This is a genomic window from Alphaproteobacteria bacterium SS10 (genome assembly GCA_019192455.1).
Taxonomy (GTDB): Bacteria; Pseudomonadota; Alphaproteobacteria; order TMED2; family TMED2; genus TMED2.
This window is the reverse complement of the sequence record JAHCML010000004.1, coordinates 111,580-131,192: the sequence shown is the minus strand read 5'-3', so window position 1 is coordinate 131,192 and position 19,613 is coordinate 111,580. Positions and strand designations below refer to the sequence as shown.

Annotated in this window: 20 protein-coding genes; 6 read left to right on the top strand and 14 right to left on the bottom strand. The window is 57.8% G+C overall.

Annotated features, from left to right (window positions below; translation table 11 throughout):
• Positions 1-44: 44 nt before the first annotated feature.
• Positions 45-1,022, top strand: a complete 978-nt coding sequence (locus KI792_08225; protein ID MBV6633002.1) for a homoserine kinase — start codon at positions 45-47, stop codon at positions 1,020-1,022.
• Positions 994-1,488, top strand: coding sequence for a ribonuclease HI (rnhA, locus tag KI792_08220; GenBank protein ID MBV6633001.1), 495 nt, complete (start codon positions 994-996; stop codon positions 1,486-1,488). The genes KI792_08225 and rnhA overlap by 29 nt, the downstream gene beginning before the upstream one ends.
• A gap of 9 nt (positions 1,489-1,497) precedes the next feature.
• On the opposite strand, the gene KI792_08215 is transcribed toward rnhA, so the two are convergent.
• The gene (locus tag KI792_08215; GenBank protein ID MBV6633000.1) at positions 1,498-1,998 is read right to left on the bottom strand and encodes a peroxiredoxin; all 501 of its coding nucleotides are present in this window, start codon (positions 1,996-1,998) and stop codon (positions 1,498-1,500) included.
• A 293-nt stretch (positions 1,999-2,291) separates the two neighbouring features.
• On the opposite strand from KI792_08215, the gene KI792_08210 reads away from it, so the two are divergent.
• From KI792_08210 to KI792_08200, 3 genes are all read left to right on the top strand, one after another.
• Positions 2,292-2,867, top strand: coding sequence for a YqgE/AlgH family protein (locus KI792_08210; GenBank protein MBV6632999.1), 576 nt, complete (start codon positions 2,292-2,294; stop codon positions 2,865-2,867).
• A gap of 66 nt (positions 2,868-2,933) precedes the next feature.
• Positions 2,934-3,872 (top strand): hypothetical protein, encoded by a 939-nt coding sequence (locus tag KI792_08205; protein ID MBV6632998.1) that lies wholly within the window; start codon positions 2,934-2,936, stop codon positions 3,870-3,872.
• A complete protein-coding gene (locus tag KI792_08200) occupies positions 3,865-4,734 on the top strand; it encodes a hypothetical protein (GenBank protein MBV6632997.1) in 870 nt (289 codons plus the stop codon). Before KI792_08205 ends, KI792_08200 begins: the two co-directional genes overlap by 8 nt.
• Before the next feature lie 23 nt (positions 4,735-4,757).
• Here KI792_08200 and KI792_08195 read toward each other — a convergent pair whose 3' ends face one another.
• From KI792_08195 to KI792_08135, 13 genes are all read right to left on the bottom strand, one after another.
• A complete protein-coding gene (locus tag KI792_08195) occupies positions 4,758-5,384 on the bottom strand; it encodes a GNAT family N-acetyltransferase (protein MBV6632996.1) in 627 nt (208 codons plus the stop codon).
• Positions 5,385-5,436: 52 nt separating this feature from the next.
• Positions 5,437-6,705, bottom strand: coding sequence for an insulinase family protein (locus tag KI792_08190; protein ID MBV6632995.1), 1,269 nt, complete (start codon positions 6,703-6,705; stop codon positions 5,437-5,439).
• Between the two features lie 29 nt (positions 6,706-6,734).
• Positions 6,735-8,156 carry a threonine synthase gene (locus KI792_08185; protein ID MBV6632994.1) on the bottom strand — a complete coding sequence of 474 codons (1,422 nt, stop codon included), beginning with the start codon at positions 8,154-8,156 and terminating at the stop codon, positions 6,735-6,737.
• Positions 8,157-8,186: 30 nt separating this feature from the next.
• On the bottom strand, positions 8,187-9,680 hold the full coding sequence (locus KI792_08180) for a carboxypeptidase M32 (GenBank protein MBV6632993.1): 1,494 nt from the start codon (positions 9,678-9,680) through the stop codon (positions 8,187-8,189).
• Positions 9,677-10,429, bottom strand: a complete 753-nt coding sequence (locus KI792_08175; GenBank protein MBV6632992.1) for an SURF1 family protein — start codon at positions 10,427-10,429, stop codon at positions 9,677-9,679. Before KI792_08175 ends, KI792_08180 begins: the two co-directional genes overlap by 4 nt.
• On the bottom strand, positions 10,422-10,856 hold the full coding sequence (locus KI792_08170; protein ID MBV6632991.1) for a DUF983 domain-containing protein: 435 nt from the start codon (positions 10,854-10,856) through the stop codon (positions 10,422-10,424). The genes KI792_08175 and KI792_08170 overlap by 8 nt, the downstream gene beginning before the upstream one ends.
• Positions 10,857-10,861: 5 nt before the next feature.
• A complete protein-coding gene (locus KI792_08165; GenBank protein MBV6632990.1) occupies positions 10,862-11,674 on the bottom strand; it encodes a cytochrome c oxidase subunit 3 in 813 nt (270 codons plus the stop codon).
• Complete coding sequence (locus tag KI792_08160) at positions 11,667-12,368, bottom strand: cytochrome c oxidase assembly protein (GenBank protein MBV6632989.1); 702 nt, start codon at positions 12,366-12,368, stop codon at positions 11,667-11,669. The genes KI792_08165 and KI792_08160 overlap by 8 nt, the downstream gene beginning before the upstream one ends.
• Positions 12,365-12,724: a hypothetical protein gene (locus KI792_08155; protein MBV6632988.1), complete on the bottom strand. Its 360-nt coding sequence runs from the start codon at positions 12,722-12,724 to the stop codon at positions 12,365-12,367. Before KI792_08155 ends, KI792_08160 begins: the two co-directional genes overlap by 4 nt.
• Before the next feature lie 3 nt (positions 12,725-12,727).
• Positions 12,728-13,708: a heme o synthase gene (locus KI792_08150; GenBank protein MBV6632987.1), complete on the bottom strand. Its 981-nt coding sequence runs from the start codon at positions 13,706-13,708 to the stop codon at positions 12,728-12,730.
• Between the two features lie 48 nt (positions 13,709-13,756).
• Positions 13,757-15,391 carry a cytochrome c oxidase subunit I gene (ctaD, locus tag KI792_08145; protein ID MBV6632986.1) on the bottom strand — a complete coding sequence of 545 codons (1,635 nt, stop codon included), beginning with the start codon at positions 15,389-15,391 and terminating at the stop codon, positions 13,757-13,759.
• An 84-nt stretch (positions 15,392-15,475) separates the two neighbouring features.
• Complete coding sequence (gene coxB / locus KI792_08140; protein ID MBV6632985.1) at positions 15,476-16,351, bottom strand: cytochrome c oxidase subunit II; 876 nt, start codon at positions 16,349-16,351, stop codon at positions 15,476-15,478.
• Positions 16,352-16,611: 260 nt separating this feature from the next.
• The gene (locus KI792_08135) at positions 16,612-17,994 is read right to left on the bottom strand and encodes a DUF3422 family protein (GenBank protein ID MBV6632984.1); all 1,383 of its coding nucleotides are present in this window, start codon (positions 17,992-17,994) and stop codon (positions 16,612-16,614) included.
• Positions 17,995-18,135: 141 nt separating this feature from the next.
• Here KI792_08135 and tldD point away from each other — a divergent pair, with 141 nt between their 5' ends.
• Positions 18,136-19,569 carry a metalloprotease TldD gene (gene tldD, locus KI792_08130; protein ID MBV6632983.1) on the top strand — a complete coding sequence of 478 codons (1,434 nt, stop codon included), beginning with the start codon at positions 18,136-18,138 and terminating at the stop codon, positions 19,567-19,569.
• Positions 19,570-19,613: the final 44 nt, after the last annotated feature.

The window sequence follows — 19,613 nt, the reverse complement described above, 5'->3', positions numbered from 1 at the left end:
TCTCCTGGTTGACGGGTGCGCGTAAAACCCCTACCCCGCCTTGTATGGCTGTTTACACCGATGTCAGTGATGAGGCGCTTGCCGAGTTCTTCGACCAGTATGATCTGGGCGAGGTAATCTCCTGTAAGGGGATTGCCGAGGGCGTGGAGAATTCGAACTACCTAGTGGTGACCACCCAGGGCCCGCACATCCTGACCCTCTATGAAAAACGGGTGAACCCCAGCGACCTGCCCTTCTTCCTCGGGTTGATGGAGCATTTGGCGGCGCGCGACTTCGCCTGTCCCCTGCCGATCGCGGCCAAGGATGGTGAGGCCTTGCGCGAGCTTTGCGGTCGGCCAGCGGCTGTCATCTCCTTCCTGCAAGGGATGTGGCCACGGCGTATTCAGCCGCATCACTGCGCCGGCCTTGGCAAGGCCATGGCCCAAATGCATGCAGCGGCCGTTGATTTCTCAATGACCCGACCGAACGACCTCTCCCTCAATGGCTGGGAAACCCTGGTGGAACAGTGCAAGGGCCGCGCGGATCAAGTGCAGCCGGGCCTCTGCGCCGGGATTGAGGCGGAGCTTGAGTATCTACAACAGCATTGGCCGACGGATTTGCCGCGCGGGATCATTCATGCCGACCTGTTCCCGGATAACGTCTTCTTCCGCAAAGAGGACTTTAGCGGTGTCATCGACTTCTATTTCGCCTGCGAAGACTTCTTCGCCTATGAGGTCGCGATCTGCATGAATGCCTGGTGTTTTGAGCCTGACGTCTCATTCAACGTCACCAAAGCCCGGCAGATGTTAAAGAACTATCAGACCGTTCGCCCGCTAAGTGCGGCTGAACTGAATGCCCTGCCCCTACTTGCTCGGGGCAGTGCGCTGCGGTTCCTCCTGACCCGCCTCTATGACTGGCTGAACCATCCGGAGGGGGCGATGGTGACCCCTAAAGACCCGCTGGAGTACTGGCGCAAGTTGCAGTTCCACCAAGCCGTTGATGGCCTTGGCGCCTATGGCCTCGCCACCGCTGAGGTTGGCTAAGGTGAGCGTTGAAATCTTTACCGATGGTGCCTGCTCAGGCAATCCGGGCCCTGGTGGCTGGGGCGTTCTCTTGCGCAAGGGCGATGTTGAGAAAGAGCTGCTGGGCGGTGACCCGCAGACGACCAATAACCGCATGGAATTGATGGCGGCGATTGAGGGGCTCACTGCCCTCACCCGCAACGGGGTTTCGGTCGATCTCTATACGGACAGCCAGTATGTGCAGAAGGGCATGAATGAATGGCGCCATGGCTGGAAGCGCAATGGCTGGAAGAAGAAGGGCAAGCCCATCCCTAACGCCGATTTATGGGAACGCCTCGATGCGCTCGATGCCAAGCATGATGTGCGTTGGCATTGGGTGCGTGGCCACTCCGGCCATGAAGAGAATGAGCGGGTGGACCAGCTGGCTGTCACCGGCGCGCAAGAAGCCAAGCGCGCCGATGAGCCATTTATGCGTGAAGTGGATTAAGGCCCAAGATTAGGCCGCAACCGTTTCGCCGTTCAGGTGCTTCAACACGGCATCGCCGCTGGAGACCTCAAACGCACCTGGCTCTTCAACCGCCAGATGCACAACCTCACTATCCTTAACGACAGCGGCAAAGCGTTGCGAGCGGATGCCTAGGCCAAAGCCGGTGCCATCCATTTCAAGCCCCATGGCCTTGGTTAGCTCGGCATTACCATCGGGCAGCATCTGAATGACACTGGCCGCGCCAGAGGTTTCAGCCCAATTCTTCATCACAAACGGGTCGTTCACCGCGATGCAGGCAATGGCATCAACGCCCTTGGCCTTCAGTGCTTCTTCATTGCGAAGGAAGCTTGGCAGGTGCTGCGCAGAACAGGTTGGGGTGAAGGCCCCGGGAACACCGAACAGGGCGACAGTCTTGCCACCAAAGACGGTTTCGGTGGTGATTTCATCCATCCCATCGGCGGTCAGGACGCGAAGGGTGACGCTGGGGATTTTATCGCCAACTTTGATCATTTTGAGGTTCCTTTGATCTCTTAACCTTAGAACAAAACGCCTTTTAGCATTCGGGCAAACCAGCAGAAGCCAGGCACCCAATGTGCCAGCGGGGCTGACAGTCCAGCGGTGATGTCGTTTAATAGAGCGGTCGATCTGGTTGCCAGACCGGCCATGGGCGCTTCTATCGGACGGCATCTGCCGGGCGAAATGCCACGTTCAGCTTGCCTTACGCTAAGTGCGGACCCCATGTAAATGGCAAGCGCAGGCGGAAATGGAACCCGTAGGCGCGCGATTTCCAGCAGGGATTAGCCATGTCGAGCAAAATCGATGACAGTAATACGCTGGCGGGCCAGTTCTTAATCGCCATGCCCGGCATGGGCGACCCGCGTTTTGCCAAGACGGTCATCTATCTCTGCGCCCATGATGATGAGGGCGCAATGGGCCTCGTCATCAATAAAACCCTAGATAGCCTGCGCTTCCCCGATATTCTGGCCCAGCTGAATATTGAGAGCACAATCTACGTGCAGAACCTACCTGTCTATGCCGGCGGGCCGGTTGAGTCTGGCCGTGGCTTCCTGCTCCATTCCTCAGATTATGAGGTCGAGAGCACCATTCAGGTGGATGGCAAAATCGCCCTGACCGCAACCACAGATGCGTTACAAGCGCTCGCCGAAAACCAGGGCCCACAGCAAAGCCTGTTCGCCCTCGGCTATGCGGGATGGGGGGCTGGTCAATTGGATCTAGAAATCCAGGACAATGGCTGGCTAACCGCCCCCGCCACCCCGGATCTGGTCTTTGACCCCCAGAACGAAACCATCTGGGACCGCGCCGTCGCATTGCTCGGCTTTGATCCCACCTTCCTGTCGGGTGATGCAGGCCGGGCTTAAAAACAAAAAAATCAGCAGCATGAAGCGGATTGTTGGCGATCAAATTTGCAAGATGGAGTGCAGCCGATGATCACAGAAACAGCCAGCCGCTATGCTGGGAATGTCCTGCTTGGCACAGTGATCGGCCTATCGTGGGGTCTAAGCGCTCTTGCCCAAGACAAAACCCCTGTGGATCTCTCCTTCGTCCCGCCACCAGACGGAGTGATTGGTGGGGATGACCGGCCTCCGCTAATGCCAAGGCTGGCGGGGGATATGGCATATCTAAGCTCTCTTCCGGTTGCACAGAGGCCCGTTTACGATCGCTTACGGGGTAATAGAGGATGCACCAATAAGCTTGATGCTGTTTCCTATGCCGTGAGGGTCGATAGTGATTTTTCAGTCTTGATGAAAATTCCCCCTGCTTTCCTTGAAAAAGAGCCTGCCGTTCGTAAAGACGATGGGATGGTTTCCAGAAACATCAGGCTGTTTGTGACGTTGCCGGACTTCCGCCCATCCTGTTTGAGGGACAAAGTCGCGGATGAAAAGAAGCATGAAACCGGTGTCGCGGATGTACCGTCGTCAGATTACTCAAGCACGTCAGTCACTTTGGCATTTGAGTCGCCAACCCAAGCTATCACACGGGTTGATCGCCTCATTATTCAAGCCAAAGAGATTTTTGAACCATACGGTAGTTTAGTACCGGATAAAGACTGGGAGCTTTGGCCGGGCATGGAAACCTATGTCTATAACCCAGCAAATGGCTATCATCCGACACGCAGCAATAGCTTTGCATTCATCCCTCTATCTGAGAAATGGGCAAGCAAGGTAATTGGCATCTGCAACGCTCGTGATATTGCACGAGGTGATTTTCGCCGCTGCACCCTGAGCTATCAACACTCAGATTTCTTATCAATTACCGTTGACCCCAACCAGTATTGGGATCAGTGGGCCGTAATGCTGCCGACGCTTGGTGACCTGATCGAAGGCTGGATTATTGAAACAAAGGAGACTGAGGATGGTGGCTAAAGTCTCACCTTCTGCAATCGTTTGGGTGGCAGCTGTATTGCTTCTCATGCTGTCGGCGGCTATCCCCGTTGCGCAGGCGAATGACGGCCCAACTGACCTATCCTTCGCCCCTACAAAGATAGATAATCCAGATTTCGAACCACCCGGCCTTATGCTCGAAAAGATCGGTGATATGGAATACCTCCAATCACTTCCGAGGGCCCAGGAAGATGTTTATGTGACGCGTGATGGTGGCTCGTGCACCAACTCCCTAAAACCAATATCCAGAACACTTGAAGCCCCGGATGGAAGTCACAGAATGACTTTCGAAATACCGGCGGCCTACATCACTCGCGAACGCCATCGTCGAACTGACCCCGATGGATATGTCTGGCTTAGCGTATTGCTGCCAGATTTTAGACCGGGTTGCCTAAGAGATAATCTGTGGGGCCCAGAGCTTCCGAATGGCCATCCACGTAGCGGTGAAGGCATATTCTCAGGTTTAAAAGGTCGGATCATGGTGGGCAGCCTAACACCACGATCAGCGACATACGCCCCATCGGAATACTTCACATCGAAGTATACCCTGGAGATACATGACATGCTTCCGGGATTGATTGGCTATGCGCCAGATCGCTCCAAGCCGGACCAGGCAAAGACAGGGGCAAATATTCATCTGTACCCGCCAAGCGGGAAATGGGTCGACCGCCTGAAGATGGAGTGCCCAACTAAGCGTGGCACCAATACTGTCGACGGTCTCTGTCAATTGTATTTGATTGTTCAGGAGCACGTGAGGGTTCGTGTTGTCATGCGGGGGTATGAACATGAATGGGAAGACGTCGCCAACGGTGTAGAGAAACTTATCGGCGAGTGGACACATTGAGGACACCAGAAAACAGCCGGGGCCTAAATGAAATCAGGCTCGTCGGTTTCGGCGCTTTGGTCGGTTGGTGACCAGCTTCGCCTGGTTAGCCCGTAGAGGACATGATCGGCCCATTGTCCGTTTATCTTCAGGTATTCGGCGGCCAGCCCCTCTTCATTGAACCCAGCGCTGCCCAGTAGGCGACGACTGGGTTCGTTTTCAACCAGAGTGGCAGCCTCCAGCCGGTTTAAATCCAACTCGTCAAAGCCGAATTTGAGCGTGGCCGATAATGCCTCGCCCATATAGCCCTGCTGACGGTGGGCAGCGCCAATCCAGTAACCCAGGGTTCCAGCCTGGGCCACACCACGGCGGATATTGCTCAACGCCATCCCGCCAAGCAGGACGCCATCATCCACCCGCCAGATCAGGAAATTATAGGCGCGGTCGGCATTCCACTCATTGCATTGATGGGTAATGCGACGGCTAAAGCCGGTACGGCTTAGCGCATCATTCGGCCAGGTCGGCTCCCAGGGCTGCAGGCTATCCCGTGAGGCCCGACGCAAATCGGCCCAGGCTTGATAGTCCGTTGGCTGCGGCGGGCCGAGGCAGACACGCCCCTGGCCAATGATGGCCCGATCCCGCGGGTCATCGGCGGCGCGCTGTGGCCGCATCCGCTCAAAGAACCGCAACAGCATACCGCTGCCAGGGCTCTGATATCTTAGATCAGGCGGCGAGCCGGGCTTGGATGTGCTCATAATCCTCCAGCCCACCCAACTGGCCCAAGGCCGTTAGGGTTAGTGGGCTCCCCAGCATCCGACGGACCAGCTGAACCAGTTGGTCATGGTCGACGGCATCAATCTCTGCCAGCACTTCATCGGGCAAAATCACCCGGTCGAAGGTCAGCATCTGGCTTGCCCAGAAATCAGCCCGGGCCATGGCATTCTCAAGCGCCAGCATCTGGCCCGTGCGGGCCTGGGCCTTGGCGCGTTGGATTTCTTCCTCACTCAGATCATTGGTCAGTTTCACCAACTCATCGCAGGTGACCTTTACCAACTCACCAACCTGTTCGGGGCCCGTACCGGCGTAAATGCCAAACAGGCCACTATCGATTGATGGGCTCGCGAAACTGTAGACGGAGTAAACGAGCCCTCGCTTCTCCCGCACCTCTTGGAACAGGCGGGAGGACATGCCGCCACCCAGCAGGGTTGAAAGCACATTGCTCGCCTGGAATAGATCATCCTGTGGGCCAATACCGTCGAAGCCAAACAGGATGTGCACCTGCTCAAGGTCATCGGCGCGGCGGTGGTCACCGCCCTGGTAATTGGCGGGTGCCCAGTCATAGCCCTTAGGCGCTGGTAGATCGCCAAGGCGGGCGGCCACCATCTCAACCAGCCGCTCATGATTAACATCACCAGCAGCGGAGAAGACGAGACGGCCAGCGGCATAGTTTTTCTGCAGATAGTCGCGCAGGTCATCGCGGCTGATACTGCGCACGGTTTCCCGGCTGCCTAAGATCGGGCGGCCCAGCGCCTGGTCCGGATAGGCGGTGGCCTGAAACAGATCATGGATCAGATCATCCGGCGTATCCTCGGTCATGCCGATTTCCTGAATGATCACCTGCCGCTCGCGGTCCAGCTCTTCCTGGTCCAATACGGGGTTCAGCAATAGGTCGGTCAACACATCAACCGCCATTGGCAAATCACCGGCCATCAGGCGGATGAAGAACGCTGTCGTATCCCGTGTGGTGTAGGCATTCATTTGCCCGCCGACCGCCTCAACTTCTGAGGCAATCTGCACCGCAGATCGGCTAGATGTGCCCTTAAACACCATATGCTCCAGCATATGGGCGGCACCGTTGAGGGCGACCGGCTCATACCGCGCGCCGGTGGCAACCCAGATACCAACTGAGACAGTGGCGAGGCCCGGCATCTCATCGGAGATAATCCGAACGCCATTCGGCAAACGGGTCACCTTCAGCGTGTCATTGGGCATTTCAGTTTTCGGATCAGACATAGGCACCGTTAAGAGGCGTTTAGAGCGGCGGCACGGCTGCGCGCCTTAATGTGAGCTTCAACAATTTGCAGGTCGTTGTCGAGCACGGTCATGCGCTCTTCACGATCATGTAAATCAGCCAGATGTGGCGGCAAAGATGGGCTCACATCAATTGCGGCCTGAACGGCATCAGGGAACTTCGCCGGATGGGCACAGGCCAGTGACACCAGCGGCACGTCATCAGCAGGTTTAGCCGCCCGATATTGCTTAACCGCGGCAAGGCCAGCGGCGGTATGCGGGTCGATCACCTCGCCCGTCTGCTCATAAACCTCGGCGATGGTGGCCTTGGTCAGCGCGTCATCGGCGCGGTAGGCGCTGAAAAGCTTGGCAATCGAGGCCATCTCATTATCGCCAGTGCTGAACACCCCATCACTGCGCAAGCCTTTCATCATCCCATCGACGGCGCCGCCATCGCGCCCCAGCATCTCAAACAGCAACCGCTCAAAGTTGCTGGAAATCTGGATATCCATGGATGGTGACAGGCTTGGCTCAACGGCTGAGAGGCGCATTTCGCCATTCTCAAAATAGCGGGCCAGCACATCATTGCGGTTGGTGCCAATGATCAACCGCTCAATCGGCACGCCCAGTTGCCGGGCAACATAGGCGGCGTAAACATTGCCGAAATTGCCCGTTGGTACGGCAAAACCAACCGCGCGATCCGGTGCACCAAGGCGCAGCGCGGTTGAAACGTAATAGACCGTCTGGGCAATGATCCGGGCCCAGTTGATCGAGTTAACAGCCGAGAGGCCAACCGCATCGCGGAACGGCACATCGGCGAACATCGCCTTCACCAAATCCTGGCAGTCATCGAAATTGCCACGAATGGCAATTGCGTGGATATGCTCACCCGGCACGGTGGTCATCTGGCGGCGCTGAACCTCAGACACCCGCCCCTCAGGGAACAGGATGAAGGTATCAACCCGCGACAGGTCCCGGCACGCCTCAATCGCGGCGGAACCGGTATCACCGGAGGTGGCACCAACCACCGTAATCCGACGATTGCGACGGGTAAGCTCACGATCAAAGAAGCGACCCAACAGCTGCAGCGCCACATCCTTAAAGGCCAGGGTCGGGCCGTGGAACAGCTCAAGCAACCAAGTGTTGTCGCCCAGCTGCTTCAGCGGGACCGTTGCCTCATGCCGGAAGCTGCCATAGGCCGCCCCGATATCCTCGGCTAGTTCTTCCGCCGACATGGTCTCACCAACAAAACGAGACAGAACAGCCGCCGCAATCTCAGCATAGGAAGCGTTGGCGAGGGCCCGCAGCTCATCGGCGGACATGGTCGGCCAGCTCTCAGGCACGTAAAGCCCGCCATCGCTGGCGAGGCCCGTTAGCATGGTGTCGGTGAAATTAAGCCGCGGTGCCTGGCCCCGGGTTGAGATGTAATGCATCGATCTGCCCCGGCGCTTATCGCCGGTCCTTTAGCTTAAGTAACGCGTGCGCAAATGCGTCTTGAAGGCCTCGGCGCTCAGGCTCTCACCCGTCGCACCCTTGATGATCTCCATCGTGCCATCAACACTGCCTTGCCCGTGAATATGCTGGCAAAGCCAATCCAGCAAGCCAGTAAAATCACCAGCGGCCAGCGCGTCGTCCAGATTAGCCACATCCCGGCGGATGGCGGCAAAGAGTTGGGCCGCGGTCAAGGCGCCCAGCGTATAGGTTGGGAAGTACCCAAAGGCACCATCCGGCCAATGAATATCCTGCAGGCAGCCCACCCCATCATTGGGCGGGCGAATGCCCAGCATCTCTTCCATCCCATCGTTCCATGCCCCCGGCAGATCGGCGATAGCCAGATCCCCGGCAATCATCTTCCGCTCTAACCGGTAGCGCAGGATGACATGGGCCGGATAGGTCACCTCATCCGCATCGACACGGATAAAGCCGGGCTTAACGCGGGTGTAGTGCCAATGCAGGGCCTCAGCGGACCAATCACCCGGACCGGCACCAAAGGTTTCCCGCACCAATGGCGCTAGGAAACGCATGAAGGCATCGCTGCGGCAAGCCTGCATCTCGATTAGGAGGGATTGGCTTTCATGCAGGGTCATGCCCCGCGCCTGGCCCACGGGTTGGCGTTGCCAATCAGCTGGCAAGCCAGCCTCATAAAGCGCGTGCCCGGTCTCATGCATCACGCCCATCAGGGCTGAGGTGAAATCATCCTCATCATAGCGCGTCGTAATACGGATATCGGTTGGCCCACCACCGCCACAGAATGGGTGGGTCGAGATATCCAAACGCCCCTGGTCAAAGTTAAAGCCAGCAGCGGCCATCAGCTTACGGCCAAGCGCCTGCTGCTTATCCGTTGGGAATGGCCCGGCTGGTGTTTCCGGCTTTGGCTGGGATGCTTGATACGTCTGAACCTCGCCCAGGAAACCCGGCAGAAACGCACCCAGATCTTCAAACAGGGCATCGACCGCATCGGGGGTAAGGCCGGGATCAAAGCTATCGAGCAGGGCGGCATAAGGCTCGACGCCCAAAAGTTCTGACTTCGCCTGCGCCTTCTCAATTGTTAGCCGCAGCACCTCTTCCAGGGCTGGTTGCAGCATGGCGAAGTCGGCCTTCTGACGGGCCTCACGCCACAGCATTTCTGAGCGTGTACAGGCACGGCTTAAAGCCTCGACCAAATCCTGCGGGATAGCCGTGGCATCCCGATGCTTGCGCTGCATCTCACGCAGGTTGGCGCGCTGCCAGCCTTCGAGGCCTTCACCCGTGGCGGCCTCAAGCCAATCGCCAACCTTTGGGTCGGTCAGCATGGAATGAGCGAGACCACCGAGGGTTGCGAGTTGCGCGCCACGATCCTCAGCCGCACCGCCCGGCATCATGGTCGCCCGGTCCCAGTTCAGAACACCCATGGCATTGCCGATATCGTTTAGGCGGGCGAAGTGATCTTCCAGGGCTTGATAATTGGCGGTGGTCATTCCTGATCTTCCTTACGGGCGGCCTCAAGCCGGTCACTATGCCCACGGCGCATACCAAAGGCGAAATACACACCCAGCATCACAATGGCCAAGCTGTACCAAGTCAGCGCGTAGCTTAGATGCTGGTTGCGGAGGCTAAGGCTCGGCACTTGGGGGATCGGCGGCACGCCATCCACATCGGTGTCCGGGTGCACGAAGATAACCACTGGCAGCAATGGGCCAATATCGAGGGTTGCCTCGATTGCTGGGATATCGAACCAGAACCAACGTGCCTCATCCGGCTCATTCTCAGGCACAAGCGGGCCACGCTGGAAGCCGAGGCGTAGGATGCCTTCAACCGTTTGCTCACTGCTTGGGTCTGGCTCTCGGCAGGTATCCTCCCGCCAGCACAGCGGCACCCAGCCCCGGTTCACCAAAACAGAGCGACCATCCTCAAGCGACATAACTTGCAGCAACCACTCACCCAACTCGCGGTCATGGGTTTTGGCCGGGACGAATTGTTCGGTTCCGGCAAGCCATAGCCCCTTCAGACTAACGGCACGGTGGTTCCAATTGTCATTGAGGGCATCCGCTTGCGGCAACGGCACCGGCCGCGCTTCAGAGCGGGAATTGACCACCTCGATCAGCTCAGTCTTCCAGGCCAATCGCTGTAACTGCCAGGTACCAAGACCAAGCAGGACCGGCAGCGCCGTTAACACGGCCACCGTCATAGCAAGACCCGGGCGAAACGACTTGAGAGAGTTAGGCATCGGTTGAGGTTTCGGTCTTCTTGTCAGCCTGTGCCTTGCGCTCTTCTTCAGGTGGCAAGGCCCAATCGCTACCGGTCGCGCGGGAGCGGTATTGAACGCCAATCATCAACCCAAAGGCCGGACGCAGTAGGGCCAGGGTTGAGAGAATGATCACAACACCCCAAACCAAACCGATCAGCCAAACCGGCATCGGCATGATGCTGTTTACGATCAACGCCAGGGGCGCGATCACAGCGCAGAGCAGGAATAGAACGAAGAAGGCGGGGCCATCGCCGCTGTCATGCTTGCCAAGCTCAAACCCGCATTCGCTGCAGGCATCACGAACTTTAAGGAAGCCCTCAAAAATCTGGCCATGACCACAAGCCGGGCAGCGGCAGGCGAGGCCCGCCTGCCACCAAACGGGTTCATGCGGTCGTGGACCAGGCATTTGGCTTAAGCGCCCCACCAGTAGATGGCGACGAACAGGAACAGCCAGACAACATCGACGAAGTGCCAATACCAAGCCGCCGCCTCAAAGCCAAAATGGCTCTTCGGGGTGAACTGATTACTGGTCAAGCGCCACCAGCAAACCGCCAGGAAGATCGTGCCGATCAAGACGTGGAAGCCGTGGAAGCCAGTCGCCATGAAGAAGTTAGAGGCGTACACGCCATCGGTGAAACCAAAGTGGACGTGCGCATACTCATAAATCTGGAAGCCGGTGAAGATCACGCCAAGGACGACCGTCAGGATCAGGCCCTGGACCGCTTCCTTCTTATGTCCTTCCATAATCGCGTGGTGTGCCCAGGTGACTGTGCAGCCAGACAGCAGCAGGATCAGGGTCAGCATCAGTGGCAGATCGAACGGGTCAACCGTTTCAATGCCCACTGGCGGCCAAACACTACCCACCTGCTCAACCGGGAACAGGCTCGCATTGAAGTATGACCAGAAGAACGCGACGAAGAACATCACCTCAGAGGCGATGAACAACAGCATGCCGTAGCGCAGACCAATCTTGGCGATCTCGGTATGGGCTTTCTCAACCACTGCTTCCCGGATCACATCGCGCCACCAGCCGACCATGCAGGCGAGGACAGCAACAAAGCCGAGGATCAGCCAAAGCCAGCTGCCGCTATGCATATAGACGACGGCGCCGGTCGCCAGCAGGCCACCAGCAAACGCGCTTAACAGCGGCCAAATGCTTGGTTCAACAATGTGGTAGGGGTGGCCTGGGCCATCCTCAACAATTTCGTAGACTGGATCAGCCATCGATTAGTCCCTTATCCGGCTGGTTTGCGGCAGGTGCGGCCGCGGTTGATGCCCCTGTTGAGGCTTTTGTTGGTACCGCCACACCCTGGTTATCATAGTAATCGCCGATCTGCTCGTTCAGATCGCCGGTATCTGCTGGAAAGAAGGTGTAGGAGAGTGTGATTGTGTCCACATCCGCCATCTTCCGGTCTTCTAGGATCTCTGGATCAACATAGAACAGCACTGGCATGTCCATGCCATCACCGGCCTTCAGCACCTGCTCATCGAAGCAGAAGCACTGAACCTTATGGAAGTACTTCCCAGCCTTGAGCGGCGTGACGTTATAGGCGGCGACGCCAGCAGTGGTGCGGGCGGTCTTATTGTCGATCCGATAATAGGTCAGGTTTGATCGGCCGATCTCAACATCTATTGAGGTCTGGTCAGCATCAAAGTGCCAGGGCAGGCGGGGATCGGTGTCGGCGTTAAAGCGAACCGTGATGGTACGGCCGGTTGCTTCACTCGCATCCAGCTCCCCTTCAGCCACCTGGGTGGTGCCACCAAAGCCGGTGACCTGACAGAACAGTTCGTAAAGCGGCACAGCAGCGAATGAGAGGCTGATCATACCAGCGACCACGGTGCTGCAGATCAGCATGACCCGGGCATTCTTGCGCGCCAACTGCTTCTGATAGGCGGGGTCTAATCGAGGGTCGGTCATTGTGCCGCCTCCCCACTGTTTTCTGCCCCTTCAACGGCTGCTGCCGCGTCTTCGGCAATCGCCTCAAGCGCTGGGGTCAGAACAACATCATCGGCATTGCGTTCACGCTGGGTGATTGAGGATTCGACGAGCGCCTGCTCTGCCGCGGCGCGGGCTTCCGCCTGCTCGCGCGCCTTCGCCCCCTCTTCAATCCGGATGATGGTGATGAAGTAAAACATCAAGCCAATGCCAACCAGCACGGCGAGAATGGCCCAATTACCGGACCGGCGGGATTTCACCCACTCCCCATCAAAGGGGCGGTCGGCATCTTCCTGGCCAAGTTGTTCGGCGGTTGGGCGCTCTTCAAGGCTGCTCATTTATCAGCCCCCCAAGCCAGGCAGATTGATCGCAAAGCCAAAGCTGGCCAATAGACGATCAACGATCAGGGCCGCAAAAATCAGCGCCAGATGCAGGATTGAGAAGGCGAACATCTTCTTAGCGGCGGCGTATTGGGTCTTCTTAGAATCCTCACGCAGCACGGTGACGCTGTGATTGATGAACATAAGGCCCAGGGTCAGCGTAACGGCGCCATAGATCAGGCCCGCGCTGCCAAGGAACACTGGCACCAAGGTGATCGGCAGCAAGACGATGGTATAGAGCAGCATCTGGCGCTTGGTCTCGGCCTCACCAGCCACCACAGGCAGCATGGGAATGCCGACACTGGCGTAATCGTCACGCTTAAACAGAGCCAGGGCCCAGAAATGCGGCGGGGTCCAGAAGAAGATCGTGCAGAAAAGCGCAATCGACGTCAGTGACACATCACCGGTCACCGCCGCCCAACCAATCATCGGTGGGAACGCACCAGCCGCACCGCCAATAACGATGTTCTGTGGCGTCCGGCGCTTTAGCCAGATGGTGTAGATAAAGACGTAGAAGGCAGAGGCACCGGCCAAGAGCAGCGCCGCCGTCCAATTCACCGCCAGCCCCATAATGGCAACGGCGAAGAAGGTTAAGATCAGCCCGTAGGCGAGTACGGTATCTGGCTCAACTCGCCCTTGGGGAATTGGTCGCTTCAACGTGCGGGTCATCACCGCATCGATATCGCGGTCGTACCACATGTTGATGGCGCCAGCGGCACCAGCAGCCACGGCAATGCAAAGCACAGCAACCGCAGCCAAAAACGGATGAATAGAGCCGGGTGCGGCCAACAGGCCGGCAAAACCGGTGAACACCACCAGCGACATGACCCGAGGCTTCAACACGGTAATGAAGTCGCCAACGGAGGCTTGCGGCGGCTGGGTCTTTTTAAGACCACCTGCCGCCGCGAAACTGCCGGGTGTTTGAACACTGATATCGGTCATTGGCTGGCCAATATGGCTCCACACAGGTTGGGGTCAGCGGGTCCGCCCTTAGCGAACCCGTGGCTGCACCTCGAATTGGTGGAATGGTGGTGGTGAGCTCAATGACCATTCCAGGGTCTTCGCACCCTCACCCCAGTAGTTGGCACCAACGCGGCGACCAGCGAACTGGGTGTAGATCGCGATGCACACGAACAGCAGGCTGGACGCGAAGGCGATATACGCACCGAGGGAGGAAATGTAGTTCCAGCCCGCATAGGCATCTGGGTAATCCGGAATACGGCGTGGCATGCCGGCGAGGCCCAGGAAGTGCTGCGGGAAGAACAGCAGGTTCACACCGATAAAGGTGGTCCAGAAGTGGATCTTACCGAGCAGCTCTGGATACTGACGGCCGGACATTTTGCCGATCCAGTAGTAGTAGCCAGCGAAGAGGGCAAAGACGGCACCCAAGGACAGGACGTAGTGGAAGTGCGCCACGACGTAATAGGTGTCGTGCAGAACCGTATCGATACCGGCATTCGCCAGGACCACACCAGTCACACCACCAACGGTGAACAGGAAGATGAAGCCCAAGGCGAACAGCATCGGGGTATCAAACCGCATGGAACCGCCCCACATGGTAGCGATCCATGAGAAGATCTTCACACCCGTCGGTACCGCAATGATCAGGGTCGCCGCGGTGAAGTAAGCCCGCGTGTCGACGTCGAGGCCGGCGGTATACATGTGGTGCGCCCACACGATGAAGCCGATAAAACCAATCGACACCATGGCGTACGCCATGCCGAGGTAACCGAAGATCGGCTTCTTCGAGAAGGTCGAGACGATGTGGCTGACAATGCCGAAGGCCGGCAGGATCATGATGTACACCTCAGGGTGCCCAAAGAACCAGAACAGGTGCTGGTAAAGCAGTGGGTCACCGCCGCCCTCAGGGGCGAAGAATGAGGTGCCGAAGTTACGGTCGGTCAACAGCATGGTGATCGCACCACCCAGCACTGGCACAGCCAGAAGCAGGAGGAAGGCAGTGATCAGCATAGCCCAGGCAAACAGCGGCATCTTGTGCAGCGTCATGCCAGGGGCACGCATGTTGAAGATCGTGGTGATGAAGTTAACCGCGCCAAGGATCGACGAAGCGCCCGCTAAGTGCAGCGCGAAAATCGCCATATCAACTGAGGGGTTTCCTAAGTGCCCCGCTGTCGATAGCGGCGGATAAACTGTCCAGCCGGTACCGGCCCCGCCACCGACAAAGGCCGAGCCCAAAAGCAACAGAAACGCCGGGACAATCAGCCAGAAGCTAATGTTGTTGAGGCGAGGAAACGCCATATCTGGGGCGCCAATCATGATCGGCACAAACCAGTTACCAAACCCACCAATCAGGCCGGGCATGACCACGAAGAAGACCATGATGAGGCCGTGGGCCGTGATAATCACGTTCCACATGTGACCGGGGCCACCTTCCGACAGCCAGGTCATGACTTGGTAGCCAGGCTCTTCAAGCTCCATCCGCATGATTACGGAGAACGCACCGCCAATCACACCGGCGACAATCGAGAAGATGATGTAGAGCGTGCCAATATCTTTGTGGTTGGTCGACAAGAACCAACGGGTAAAGAAACCCGGCTTGTGATCGTGATGCTCGTGGGCGTGGCCAGTCTCAACGTTGGCGTCTAGGGCGTGATCGGACGGCATGGAAATTCCTCAATTCAACGCAATTGCTAGTCTTGCAAGGTCTTACAAATCGCCAGCGAACCGGCGCTTAAACGATAATCTAGGTCACTCAGCGGAAACGGCAGCCTCGGCTAAACGTCGCGGCTCAATTGCCGCGGTGATCGCCTCACCACCCATCTCTTCGACCCAGGCCTCAAACTCAGCCATAGGCACAGCGCGGAGGGAAATCGGCATGAACCCATGACCCTCACCGCAAATCTCTGAGCACTGGCCGTAATACATGCCGGGCTTGTCAGCGCGGAACCAGGTTTCGTTGAGACGGCCAGGCACCGCATCCTTCTTCACACCGAGGGCAGGCATTGCCCAGGCATGGAGGACATCAGCGGCGGTGATCAGCAGGCGGACATTCGCACCGACCGGGACAACCACATCGTTATCAGTGGCGAGCAGGCGCGGTTGACCAGGCTGAAGCTCGTCTTCCTGAAGCATGATCGAGGTGAACTCCAGATCTTTGTAATCTGGATACTCGTATGTCCAATACCACTGGTAACCAGTTGTTTTAATGGTCAAATCAGCGTCTGGCGTGCGGTCCATATAGTAAAGGAGCGAGAAGGAAGGGACGACAATCACAATCAGGATCATGACCGGCACGGCGGTCCAGATAACCTCAATCAGCGTGTTGTGAGAAGTCTTAGACGGCTCTGGGTTCATCTTCTCGTTGTAGCGAATGATGACATAGGCCAGCAGCGCCAACACGAAGACAGAAATCGCGGTGATGATCACCAGCAGCATGTTGTGGAACTGGTGGACCTGCTCCTTCACTGGAGAGGCTGCGTCTTGGAAGTTCAACTGCCATGGCTCTGGCGCGCCAACCACCTGGTCAGACGCAGATTGAGCAAGGGCGCTCTCAACAACCGGCGCGCCAAAGGCGAGGCCAATTGCCAAAAACAGAACGGCTACCAACCCAGCGGGTTGAAACATGGACATCAGTTTACGCATCGAACGGTCCCACATTCAGGAGCGGTGTTAATGATTTAGGCATGTCGAGAGTGTGCCTCGAACGCCTTAACATATAGCAACTAACGGCAGCGGCATAACTGGGGTCAATCGCCACAGCATAATCATGCAACAACCGAATTTGGCCGTTGTTTTATCGACAAAACAAGACAGGGTCTACGGGCAAGCGGTGAGCCATTTTGCCCTGGGCTGCTTTATTGGTGATGTGAAGTTAGTTTTGGGCCCTAGCGCTGGCCTTTACCGCCCATAAACAAGAGGGCGTAGGCGGCCATTAGCGCAAGCGGAACAGCGGTAATTGAGATTAGCCCTGCATCGCCGACAATACCGGCAGCGGCCAGCCCCTCACCCACCAATTGACCCAGATAGGCAAAGATCGCGGTCAATCCGGCAAGGCCCAAAACCCGCACTAGGCGGCGGTTTTGAACCTGGGCCTGCGCCGTACGGGCGGCGACAGCCGTCTGCAACTGCATGGCCTCGGCCTGTCTTTGGCGGTCTTCGGCAGCCGATTGGGCCAACGCAAGTTCTAAGCTCTCAGTCAGCACAGCGAGGCGGGCAGACCATTGCTTAAGATCACGGGTAAGCCCAGCGAGGGTATGCCCAATGAAATCACTCAGTGACATCAAGCCCGGTAAGCGTTGAGTATCTAGGGCAGCAAGCGCGGCCTGTGCCACATCGCCATCGACCAAGGCAGCGGCTAGGGCAGCGCGATCTGCGTGATGGGCAGCGAGGCCCTCACGCACCGTTTGGGCAGCTTCGGCATCAGGCAGCAAATCACCCTGTGCCGGTGCCATGCGTTGTTCCCAGGCTGCCATCTGGCCCGCCAGCGGCAAAAGCGCGCTGTGAGCCGCCAAACTCATCACCCGCGCATGCTCCAGGCGGATAAGTTCAACGACCATCCGACCCGCCTCACGGCTACCCAACCCGGCATCGCGCAACAGGATCCGCGGGAAACCATCGGCATCACCATGCCAATCGGCCCAAAGCTGGCCACGACCACCGGCAACGGCACAGCCGAGATAATCATCACGGCCAAATAACCGCGCCAAGGCCGCACGATTGCGCTCTGGCCCTGTTGATTCTTCAAAGAACAAGTGCAAGCCGAAGAGTCGTTCACCATTAAGGCCGGTCAACCAATCCTCTGGCAGGGCATCAAGCGCATGGCTAGCGAAGGCACCACCTTCAGCTTGGCGTTGAACAACCGTGTAGGTTGAGATACCGCGATCAAAGCGCCAGTGGACCAAGCAGCCATTGAACTCAACCACATGCTCGGTCGCATCGGGTGCGGGTGGGTTTGCGCCCACGCTGTAACAAAGCCAACCAAGATGTTCGCGATCCGCCTCAACCGGGCTATCACCACTAACGGTGGCAAAATGACTAACCGCCGCCGGCGCGCTTAGCCCCGGTGCGAAGGGCACATCACCAGCGGCCAACATGGCGGCACGGCCCTGAACATCACGAAACGGATATCGGTTCGCCCCTTCCGAGACGGCCTCTGCCTCAACGGTTTCTGCCGGTCGCATCACGGCCCGGGTCGGAACCTCGGGGGCCAGGGTTGCGGGTGGGCGATCATTCGCCGGTTGTGGCTGTGGGTTTGCGCTGTCATCCATGATTGATGGCTTAGCGCCGCCCCGGCAAAAACGCAAAAAAGAAAGTGTGGGATGGCTTGGCTGGGATTTGCTACCACATCAAGTAATGTGATGGCGGCAACCACCGCTACCGACCCTTCATCCGCTTACCAGGACGGCCCCATGTCGCATCTCGAAACCACCAGCGATCTTTTCTACAGCCAAACCGGCCTTGATCAGGCACGGGCTGAGGCGCTTGTCGCCGATGCGTTGCGTGGCGCCGATGATGGTGAGCTCTACCTCCAGTACAGCCAGTCAGAAGCCATCGTCTGGGATGATGGGCGCGTAAAATCCGCGACCTACGATACCGATCAAGGCTTTGGCCTGCGTTCGGTTGCCGAGGATCGATTCGGCTATGCACACTCCACCGAGCTATCGGAGGGCGCGATCAAGCGCGCCATGGATACGGTGCAATCGGTTCATTCTGGCCGCAACGCCCATCTAGCCGTGGCGCCCGCTGCCCCATCAGTCACGCTTTATACCGACGAGAACCCCCTGGCCCTGGTTGAGTTTGCTGACAAAATCGACCTGCTGGCCAAGATTGACGCCTATGCCCGTGCGAAGGACAGCCGGGTTCGCCAGGTCTCTGCGACCCTGGCTGGTTCTTGGTCTGCGGTTGAGATTATGCGCGGTGACGGCCAACGCAGCGCTGATATCCGCCCCTTAGTCCGCCTGAATGTCAGCATCATTGTTGGTGAAGGCGACCGGCAAGAGAGCGGTAATTTCGGCGGCGGTGGCCGTATCACCTATGCCAAGCTGATGGACCCAGCCTATTGGCAGACTACGGTCGATGAGGCCCTGCGCATGGCGCTGGTTAACCTAAGCTCTGTTGCTGGCCCTGCCGGTGAGATCCCGGTGGTGCTTGGCGCTGGTTGGCCGGGCGTGCTGCTTCATGAGGCGGTGGGCCATGGGCTGGAAGGTGATTTTAACCGGAAATCCACCTCAACCTTCGCCGGCCTGATGGGTGAACAGGTCGCCTCCAAAGGCGTTACCGTCGTCGATGATGGCACCATGGCCAACCGTCGTGGTTCCATCACCATTGATGATGAGGGTACGCCATCAGCTCACAATGTACTGATCGAGGACGGCAAGCTTGTTGGCTACATGCAGGACCGGATGAATGCCCGCCTGATGGGCGTCCCCGCCACTGGCAACGGCCGCCGCCAATCCTATGCCCATAACCCAATGCCACGCATGACCAATACCTTCATGCTGAATGGCGATAAAACCCAAGAAGAGATGATCGCCTCGGTGGATCACGGGATTTACGCGGCCAATTTCGGCGGTGGCTCAGTGGACATCACCTCGGGCAAGTTCGTGTTTTCCGCGACCGAGGCCTATCTGATTGAGAATGGGAAGCTGGGCCCTGCCGTAAAGGGCGCCACCCTGATCGGCAATGGTCCTGAGGCCATGCGTCAGATCACCATGATCGGCAATGATTTGGCACTTGATGACGGTATCGGTAACTGCGGCAAGTCCGGCCAATGGGTGCCGGTTGGGGTTGGCCAACCATCCCTGCGCATTGATGGCCTGACCGTCGGCGGAACCGCCACCTAACGCAACTATTGGCAAGTGGGACGGATATCGTTTGCACTTTCAAT

Coding starts and splice junctions, on each gene's coding strand:
- KI792_08225 (MBV6633002.1), top strand. CDS start 45: ATGGCTGTTTACACCGATGTCAGTGATGAGGCGCTTGCCGAGTTCTTC.
- rnhA (MBV6633001.1), top strand. CDS start 994: ATGGCCTCGCCACCGCTGAGGTTGGCTAAGGTGAGCGTTGAAATCTTT.
- KI792_08215 (MBV6633000.1), bottom strand. CDS start 1,998: ATGATCAAAGTTGGCGATAAAATCCCCAGCGTCACCCTTCGCGTCCTG.
- KI792_08210 (MBV6632999.1), top strand. CDS start 2,292: ATGTCGAGCAAAATCGATGACAGTAATACGCTGGCGGGCCAGTTCTTA.
- KI792_08205 (MBV6632998.1), top strand. CDS start 2,934: ATGATCACAGAAACAGCCAGCCGCTATGCTGGGAATGTCCTGCTTGGC.
- KI792_08195 (MBV6632996.1), bottom strand. CDS start 5,384: ATGCGGCCACAGCGCGCCGCCGATGACCCGCGGGATCGGGCCATCATT.
- KI792_08190 (MBV6632995.1), bottom strand. CDS start 6,705: ATGCCCAATGACACGCTGAAGGTGACCCGTTTGCCGAATGGCGTTCGG.
- KI792_08185 (MBV6632994.1), bottom strand. CDS start 8,156: ATGCATTACATCTCAACCCGGGGCCAGGCACCGCGGCTTAATTTCACC.
- KI792_08180 (MBV6632993.1), bottom strand. CDS start 9,680: ATGACCACCGCCAATTATCAAGCCCTGGAAGATCACTTCGCCCGCCTA.
- KI792_08175 (MBV6632992.1), bottom strand. CDS start 10,429: ATGCCTAACTCTCTCAAGTCGTTTCGCCCGGGTCTTGCTATGACGGTG.
- KI792_08170 (MBV6632991.1), bottom strand. CDS start 10,856: ATGCCTGGTCCACGACCGCATGAACCCGTTTGGTGGCAGGCGGGCCTC.
- KI792_08165 (MBV6632990.1), bottom strand. CDS start 11,674: ATGGCTGATCCAGTCTACGAAATTGTTGAGGATGGCCCAGGCCACCCC.
- KI792_08160 (MBV6632989.1), bottom strand. CDS start 12,368: ATGACCGACCCTCGATTAGACCCCGCCTATCAGAAGCAGTTGGCGCGC.
- KI792_08155 (MBV6632988.1), bottom strand. CDS start 12,724: ATGAGCAGCCTTGAAGAGCGCCCAACCGCCGAACAACTTGGCCAGGAA.
- KI792_08150 (MBV6632987.1), bottom strand. CDS start 13,708: ATGACCGATATCAGTGTTCAAACACCCGGCAGTTTCGCGGCGGCAGGT.
- ctaD (MBV6632986.1), bottom strand. CDS start 15,391: ATGCCGTCCGATCACGCCCTAGACGCCAACGTTGAGACTGGCCACGCC.
- coxB (MBV6632985.1), bottom strand. CDS start 16,351: ATGTTTCAACCCGCTGGGTTGGTAGCCGTTCTGTTTTTGGCAATTGGC.
- KI792_08135 (MBV6632984.1), bottom strand. CDS start 17,994: ATGGATGACAGCGCAAACCCACAGCCACAACCGGCGAATGATCGCCCA.
- tldD (MBV6632983.1), top strand. CDS start 18,136: ATGTCGCATCTCGAAACCACCAGCGATCTTTTCTACAGCCAAACCGGC.